Origin of the sequence: Hydrotalea sp. AMD (assembly GCF_004100315.1) — a bacterium.
Taxonomy (GTDB): Bacteria; Bacteroidota; Bacteroidia; order Chitinophagales; family Chitinophagaceae; genus Hydrotalea; species Hydrotalea flava.
Map to the genome: position 1 here is coordinate 109,846 of NZ_SCKY01000014.1, position 8,160 is coordinate 118,005.

Consider the following 8,160-nt stretch of genomic DNA (forward strand, 5'->3'; position numbering starts at 1 on the left):
TAAGGTGATTGAATTTGGTTTTTGGTGGAGTCGGTAAGTGGTTTCACTCATTTTTATATATTTTTTCATGAAGTTGCATTTTTTTATATATTCACGCAATACCTTTAACGTTAAAGGAGATAAAAGCGTATTATATTGCGTTTATCCAATCCTATAAGGATTTGTGTATGCAAGAAATGTATCATCTAACTATATTACACGCACCGCTCGCCGTTTTTCTGTCGAAACCCGATGGTACGGTGTTAGAGGCTAACCATGCAGCTGCCGAAATGTTTGGTTATAGTTTAGAAGCCTTACGTGGTATGCATTGTAGCCGGTTGATAGATGAAAACATGCCCGGATTTGCTGAACTGTATGAACAACGAGCTAAAAGCGGATTGGTGAAGGGCCGGTTTATCGGCATAAAAAGCAATGGGGAAAAATTTCCTGTTGAAATGCATTCCCGGTTGTTTACAACTACCTCTGGCGAACAAAGGGCATCGGCTATTATTGCCGATATTTCCGAGCGCCAACAACATGCTGCAGTTACCCAAAAATTAATGGCCGAAATGCAGCTCATTTTAAATAATACAGATGAGTCGTTTATAATTTTAGACCGTAACCTAAACATTACTGCTATCAATGCTTCAGCCGAAATTAAAAGTGAAGCATTACTGGGCAAAAATTTAGTTGTAGGGCACTCTATTTTAGAATATGCACAGCCGGAACGTATACCTGCATTGCAACAAGTATATAGTGATGTATTGGCCGGTCATACGCATAAAACCATTATTGAACTGCCATTTGAAGGTAGTGTGTTGTTTTATCAAATCAAGTACAAACCCATTCAAAATGCTGAGGGAGTGGTTACCCATATTATGGTGAATACCATGGATGTAACGGTACAAAAAAATATTGAAAAGCAGTTACAGGAATTGTTGCATACATCAGAGTATTTAAAAAATATTTTTGAGAAAGAACGGAATTATTTCATTAATAGTTTAGAACAATTGGCCGATGGATTTGCCACATTTGATGCCACCGGAAAGAGCACATTTTTAAATTCTAACGGCCGCCGCTTGTTGCATCTTCCGCTCGATGGAAAAAGTGCCAATATTATAGAGGCCATTCCGGGTACAGAACGGCTGGTGTTTGAGCAGGTCATCAACAATGCCCTTCAATTGCAACAATCTAATGTACTGGAAATTTTTCATCCGCAATGGCAGGAATGGATGCGTTACCGGATTTATCCGAATCAACAAGAAACAACCTTGTTTTTTAGAAGTATAACCCATGAAGTGCAGGTAAGACAAGCATTGGAAACTTCAGAAAAAACTTATAAATACCTGTTTTATTATAATCCGCAACCCATGTGGATTATACACCCCAATACCAAAGCTTTTTTAGAAGTAAATGAAATGGCAGTGCAGAAATATGGGTATAGCAGGGCTGAGTTTTTACAAATGACGATTTACGATTTGAGAGATGAGCAAGATGTCAGAGCCTTACAACTTATTCAGCGTGAAAGAAAAGGTTCAATTTTGGCCTACCAGGGTTTATGGAAACACCGTACCAAAAAAGGAGATTGGTTAGAAGTAGAAATTATTTCGCACCTGATAGAATTTAACCAGCAACCGGCTGCATTAATTCTGGTAAATGATGTAACGGAACGTTCAAAAACAAGGCGACAATTATTACAAAGCAACGAGCGGTTTGAATATGTTGTACAGGTGTCGTTTAATGCAATTTGGGATTGGGATTTAACTACCGGTCAAATGTACTGGGGAGATGGGTATACCGAATTGTTTGGCTATCCGGTGAACTTTCATCAGGGTAATATTCAGGATTGGAAAACAAGATTGCATCCGGATGATGCAGAACGAGTTACTGCCAGTTTACAACAAGCGATTGATAACGCAGCAGAATTCTGGCAGGAAGCCTATTATTACAAAAAAGCAGACGGCTCCTGGGCCTATGTAATAGATAGAGGTAAAATATTGAAAGATGAAAATGGGAAACCTTACCGCATGGTAGGGGCCATGCAGGACATTACCCTGCAAAAGTACCAGCAATCTATTCAGGATATTGAATCACTGGTATACAACTTAAACCTGCAGCAACAGGTTGCTTTTAAAGATGTGGTAGATATTTTACTGATTGAATTAGAAAAACTGCATCCCGGTATGCTGGCTTCGGTGCTTACTTTGCAATCCAACAATACTGTACAACACCTGGCCGCCCCGCATCTGCCTGCTGCTTATCTGCAAGCCATTAATGGTGCACCCATTGGCCCTGCTGCCGGCTCCTGCGGTACCGCCATGTACACCAAAGAAAGGGTGATTGTAGATGATATTGCAAATGATAAAAGATGGAAACTGTATAAAGAAATTGCCTTACAGTATGGGTTACAGGCCTGTTGGAGTATCCCCATTCTCAATAAAAATAATACCGTTTTAGGCAGCCTTGCATTTTATTACGAGGTGCCCAAAACACCTACCACTTTGCAATTGCAAACATTAGAGCGCATGAGCAAGCTAGTAGGTATTATCATGGAAAACCATTACAACTATCTGTTACTGGCTACCAATAAACTACGGTACGAATTAATTGCCAAAGCTGCCAGCGATGCGCTATGGGATTGGAATATTGCCAATCATACCGTTGAATTACTGGGAGATGGGTTTGAAAAATTATTCGGCTATCCTTCGGAAGTGTTAGAGTGGGATCGTGATTTCTGGACCAGCCATATACATCCGGATGATTTGCCCAATATTCTGAAAAGAGGAAAGCTGGCTTTTAAAAATAAAAATCAAAATATATGGGAATCGGAGTACCGGTTTAAAAAAAGTGACGGCAGTTATGCATTTGTGCGGGATAAAGGTTTTATTATTAGAAATGAAGATGGAACAGTTTCAAGAATGATTGGCGCCACAGAAGATATTACACAGCGTAAAATGCAGGAAGAAGAATTGAAACGCTTGTCGATAGTAGCTAAGGAAACCACCAATGCCGTTATTATTACCGATGCCCATGAAAACATTACTTATGTAAATGAAGCATTTACAAAAATTACTGGTTATACTTTAACTGAAAGTATCGGAAAAAATGCTCGTTTTTTACAAGGGCCTGATAGTGATGTAGCTGTAAAGACCTATATGCGTCAACAGATTGCCGCTCAGCAACCTTTTGAATGTGAAATTAAAAATTATACCAAATCAGGCGAGGCCATTTGGCTGCACATACAGGTACAACCAATTTTTGATGAACAAAAAAAATTAGTGCAGTTTTTTGCTATTGAAACAGATATTACCGAAGCTAAAAAAACACAGGAGCAATTGCATGTATCGGAAGAAAAATACAAACAATTGTTTGATACCAACCCTAATTCCATTTTTGTATGGGATATCGGGAGTCTGAAGATTTTAGATGTCAACAATACTTCCATAAAAGAATATGGTTATTCAAGAGAAGAATTACTGCAAATGACTATTTTAGATTTATATCCTGCTTCCGAGCATGAAACTTTGAAGCAATTTGTACGGCAAATTCAGTTATCTGACAAAATCAAGTATATTAAAAACTGGAAACATCAGAAAAAAGATGGAAGTATCATTCAGATGCAAATTGCTTCGCACAAAATAAAATATGAAGGCAGAGATTGTGTGATGGGTATTGGTACAAACATTACAGAAAAATTAGCATTAGAAGCGAGGTTGGCAGAAGAACAGGTGCAGCGCCGCAATGAGGTAATACATGCCGAAATAACAGCGCAGGAAAAAGAACGGCAGGAAATTGGGCGTGAATTGCATGACAATGTAAACCAGATTTTAACGGCCAGCCGTATTTATGTAGAAATGGCACGTAAAGCACATCCTGAAGAAAATGAGTTATTGCAGCAATCATCCTGGTATATTTTGCAGGCCATCGAAGAAATCAGGAAACTCTCTAAAGCATTGATTAACCCGGTTGAGAAAGATGTAAGCCTGAAAGAAGCTATCCGGAAATTGGTGAACGATATGTTGCTTTTATTGAAAAATAATGTAGTAATTGATTTAACGCATTTTAATGAAACAGGATTAGAACAAAAGTTTCGCTTGAATTTGTATCGTATTATACAGGAGCAATTAACCAATATCAGTAAACATGCAGCAGCCACTAAAGTAAAAATTCAGTTAAAACGAAATGGCAGTCATATTACATTGCGGATAGTAGACAATGGAAAGGGATTTGATGTAAATGCTGTAAAATCGGGTATTGGATTAAATAATATTCAAAAAAGAACGGAGATGTATAAGGGTAAATTTACCATACAAAGTTCGCCGGGAAATGGAACAGTATTGTTAGTAGATTTTCATAATATATAAAACAAGTAATGCATGTATAATAAAAATCGAGTCCAATAAATTTGGCAACTTGTAGATTTGTGTAGATATTAGCAAACTAATTTGCATCATTATCCTTGAAAAATCAGTTTCACTTCTTTGTTGGTGCTGTTTCTTTTCATGAGATAATTTGTTAGTACGCAACTGCTTGTTTTGGCATTGTTGTTTAAAACTAAGATTATTTCAATATTTAAACACAGCATGGATACAACTTTACCTGCCGGTAATGAATGGAGTGGTCAGCTATGGGCGTATGTATTGCAGCCCATGTTAATTGCCGATGCAAAAGGGGCTGTACATGCAAACAATCCGGCATTGGTGCAATTAACGGGTGGTTCTGTAGCTGATGGGTTACGGCACTCAGTGCTACAATTATTGAATTGGGAAATATCATACTGGCAAAAATTATGTGTTGATGTGCAAAACAATACAGTAGCATCGGTTACAACCAATATGCAAATTTTGGGAGAAGCTGCCATCCCTGTATCGGTACATTGTACCATGCTTGCTCCTGAAAAAGAATGCTTATTGCTGTTACAAATAACTGACCTGCGTGAAAAACTAGCCAATGAAGCATTGGTGCAATCGGCCAATGAAAAATACCGCTACCTGTTTTTAAATAATCCGCTGGCTTTAATATTGTGGGATTTAGAAACCCTGCATATCATTGATGTGAATTATGCTGCCTGCAAAGAATATGGTTATGCCCGGCGCGATTTTGTAAAATTATCAATGAAAGATATTCATCTGCGGGAAAACTTGCCAGACTTTTTAAAATTTGCGGCTGATTTTGCGAATACCGATAAACAAAAAAAGAAAGGTGTGTGGATACATCAAAATGCTTTGGGCAAAAAAATGTGGATGGAAACGGTATCGCATAAAATTGTATATGATAACCGGCAGGCGGTAATGGCCATGTTGAATAATGTTACTGAAAAGCTGGCATTAGAGCAGCAATTAGTCAATGAACAATTATTGCGGCAGCAACAAATAGCGGAAGCCGTAATAGCCGCGCAGGAAAAAGAACGGAGTGAAATTAGTCAGGAGTTGCACGATAATGTTAATCAATTGCTCATTGCTTCTCGCATTTATGTAGAGTCGGCAAGGCAGCATCCTAACCGGAAAGAAAATTTATTGAGTCAGGCATCAGGTTTTATTTTAAAGAGTATTGAAGAAATCCGTAAACTATCTAAAGCGTTAATAACACCCTTAGAGACCGAGATAAGTTTGCAGGAGGGGTTGGAGAAATTAATGGCTGATATCAGAGAATTAAAGTCGTTACAATTTGAAAGCCGGTTAACCGATTTTGAGGAAGAAGGACTAACTTATCCCTTTAAAATCAATATTTACCGCATAGCACAGGAGCAGTTCAATAATATCATCAAACATTCAGGTGCCAAGAAGGTAATATTGCGTTTGCAACGCAATGAAAGCTATGTATTCTTTACCATTGAAGATAATGGTATAGGATTTGATGTAAACAGTCAGCGAAAAGGAATAGGCATTAATAATATATTACGCCGTGCCGAAATGTACAATGGCGTAGTAGAAATTGATAGTGCACCCGGTAAAGGATGCAAAATTCATATTCAGTTTAAATTACGGTAATATTTATCTTTCACTTCTTAGTTCACCCAAAATTTCACAGATGGATCAACAATCTAAAATAGCCTTTGTGTTCTCTGCGAAAAACTTTGTGTACTTTGTGGTTAAATAAAAAAAATCTCCAACTTTTTTAGTGTCAGAATTTCTATTAAAATCCGTTTATTACTCTTTTAATGCCATGCTTCAATAATGGTACATTAAAATTGATAAGTAAACCCAATTTAAAATTTCCTAGTTTTAAATAGGTGGGTGTTTGGGCTAAATGAACATCATTTAATGCCTCTACACTTTTCACTTCTATTACCACTTTATTTTCAACTAATCAATCAATTCTATAACCACATTCTAAATGGATTTCTTCAAATACTAATTGCATAGGCTTTTGTTTTTCAATAATTAGCCCTTCTTTCAGCAAAACATACAATAAACATTCCTGATAGGCGCTTTCCAATAAACCAGGGCATAAAGCTTTATGCACTTTCATTACAGCGCCAATAATTGTATTAGAAATTTCGTTTTCTGTCATGAAAAGATGGTTAGAGTTGGTGAATGTTATTTTTTATAATTAATATTTAATTATATATAATATTATCCAAAAACACCTTTCACCATACCGCCATCAACACAAATGGTTTGCCCGGTAATATAACCTGCATCTTCGCTCATTAGCCAAATTGCTAATTGTGCAAATTGCTGTGCATTGCCCAATTTGTGAACAGGTATTTTTTCTATTTCTGTTTGTTGTATGGTTTGCCAATCAAGACCGGTTTGTTCTTGTTTCTTTTTAAAAACCCGTTCAATAGCCGGTGTGTTATGAGGCCCGGGCGCCAAAATATTAACAGTTATGCCTTTAGCTGCTACTTCATTCGATAAGGTTTTTACAAATCCGGTTACAGCCAGTCGAAAAGCCGTACTCAATACTAAATTTTCCATGGGTTGTTTTACGGTAGCACTTTCAATAAATAATAACCGGCCATATTGTTGATTTTCTAATTGAGGCAGCAATGCTTTTACCATAGCTACTTTCCAGCGCAATACAGATTGATAAGCCATATCCCAATCCTGCATTGTTGTTTCGTTAATAGTAGCTGCCGGTGGGCCTCCGGCATTCATACAAATGCCTGCTATGTACATATTTTGTATCGCATCCAATACAGTGTTCTGTGTAACCGGAAGGGTAATATCTCCGCAGATAGTGGTAACCTGTTTCGGGTAGTTGTAATACAACTGCTGCAATGCTTCCGTACTCCTGCCAAGTGCTATAAGATTAGCCCCTTTTTCCAGTAAAAGAAGCGCTATCGCTTTCCCAAGTCCTGAAGTAGCCCCGCCTACAATAAAGGTTGGTGGTAGTGAAGATGGTTGTGTCATAATTATTGATTGATGTAAGCCCAATCGGCTGCTGTTATTTTATTAGTTAGCAAAATAAAAATGAGCTGAAAAAACATACGATTGAATGAACAAAAGTTTTAGATCCTTGAAATATAAAATCAATCTTAATATTGTAAGAAGTGTTATATACATTCCGGGTAAAATTACAGAAGTATATGAATCCTTACAAAATTTATGAACCGGAGAAACATTGCTGCCTAAAACGGATAGGATATCCTGCTTTTCATGCATAATACCCCCTGCTTATTTTTAAGGATGTTTTTAAAATAAATACCTGTGCAACATCTCACATATTCTTCAATATTGCATAGTAATGAAAACAGGTACTTGGTGGCCGAGTTATTTTTTAATTTTCTTAGAAGAAATGTTATGGCTTCTCTTTTAAAGAACTTTTATTCATTGTAACGCTTAAAATTAGTGGTATATTTTACTTTTCAAGGTCTTATGGTGTAAGCGAAACTCTATATGGCTTTTAAGCAGGTGTTCTTCCCATCATTAAGTTTTGTATACTATCAATGGGAATGCGTCTAAATTGAAAAAAGTTTAAGTATGTTTAAAGCTAAAATGGCAATATTTACTTTAATCTGGTCATTGTTTTCCTGAATGTCATTTTTGAATGAGGAAGGATTGTTTTAATTTTATTCCTGCGCTTAAAATTTTGCAAATTCTTCAAATAATTAACCCAAGTTTCCTAAAATAGAAGCATTTGAAATAGGAATAATTTTGAGTTGCGAAAACAAAACTTCTACTCAAATGCTTCAGGACAAAGTTATTGGAATTTACTGTTTAGTGGATGATATATTGA

General features: G+C 36.8%; 3 protein-coding genes and 1 pseudogene. 2 read left to right on the forward strand and 2 right to left on the reverse strand.

The genetic code is table 11. From position 1 onward, the window contains the following. Positions 1–167 precede the first annotated feature (167 nt). Together EO766_RS11620 and EO766_RS11625 are read left to right on the forward strand one after the other, a co-directional pair. Positions 168–4,343, forward strand: coding sequence for a PAS domain S-box protein (locus tag EO766_RS11620; protein ID WP_074421032.1), 4,176 nt, complete (start codon positions 168–170; stop codon positions 4,341–4,343). Between the two features lie 219 nt (positions 4,344–4,562). Continuing rightward, entirely contained in the window at positions 4,563–5,969 is a 1,407-nt protein-coding gene (locus EO766_RS11625) for a PAS domain-containing sensor histidine kinase (RefSeq protein ID WP_074421033.1), read from the forward strand. Between the two features lie 145 nt (positions 5,970–6,114). Here EO766_RS11625 and EO766_RS11630 read toward each other — a convergent pair. After that, a pseudogene (locus EO766_RS11630) lies at positions 6,115–6,492 on the reverse strand (GxxExxY protein). 62 nt (positions 6,493–6,554) lie between these two features. After that, on the reverse strand, positions 6,555–7,334 hold the full coding sequence (locus EO766_RS11635) for an SDR family oxidoreductase (RefSeq protein WP_074417939.1): 780 nt from the start codon (positions 7,332–7,334) through the stop codon (positions 6,555–6,557). Positions 7,335–8,160: the final 826 nt, after the last annotated feature.

What these genes read in the sequence shown, in the direction of transcription:
- EO766_RS11620 (WP_074421032.1), top strand. Translation starts at nt 168, where the DNA reads ATGCAAGAAATGTATCATCTAACTATATTACACGCACCGCTCGCCGTT.
- EO766_RS11625 (WP_074421033.1), top strand. Translation starts at nt 4,563, where the DNA reads ATGGATACAACTTTACCTGCCGGTAATGAATGGAGTGGTCAGCTATGG.
- EO766_RS11635 (WP_074417939.1), bottom strand. Translation starts at nt 7,334, where the DNA reads ATGACACAACCATCTTCACTACCACCAACCTTTATTGTAGGCGGGGCT.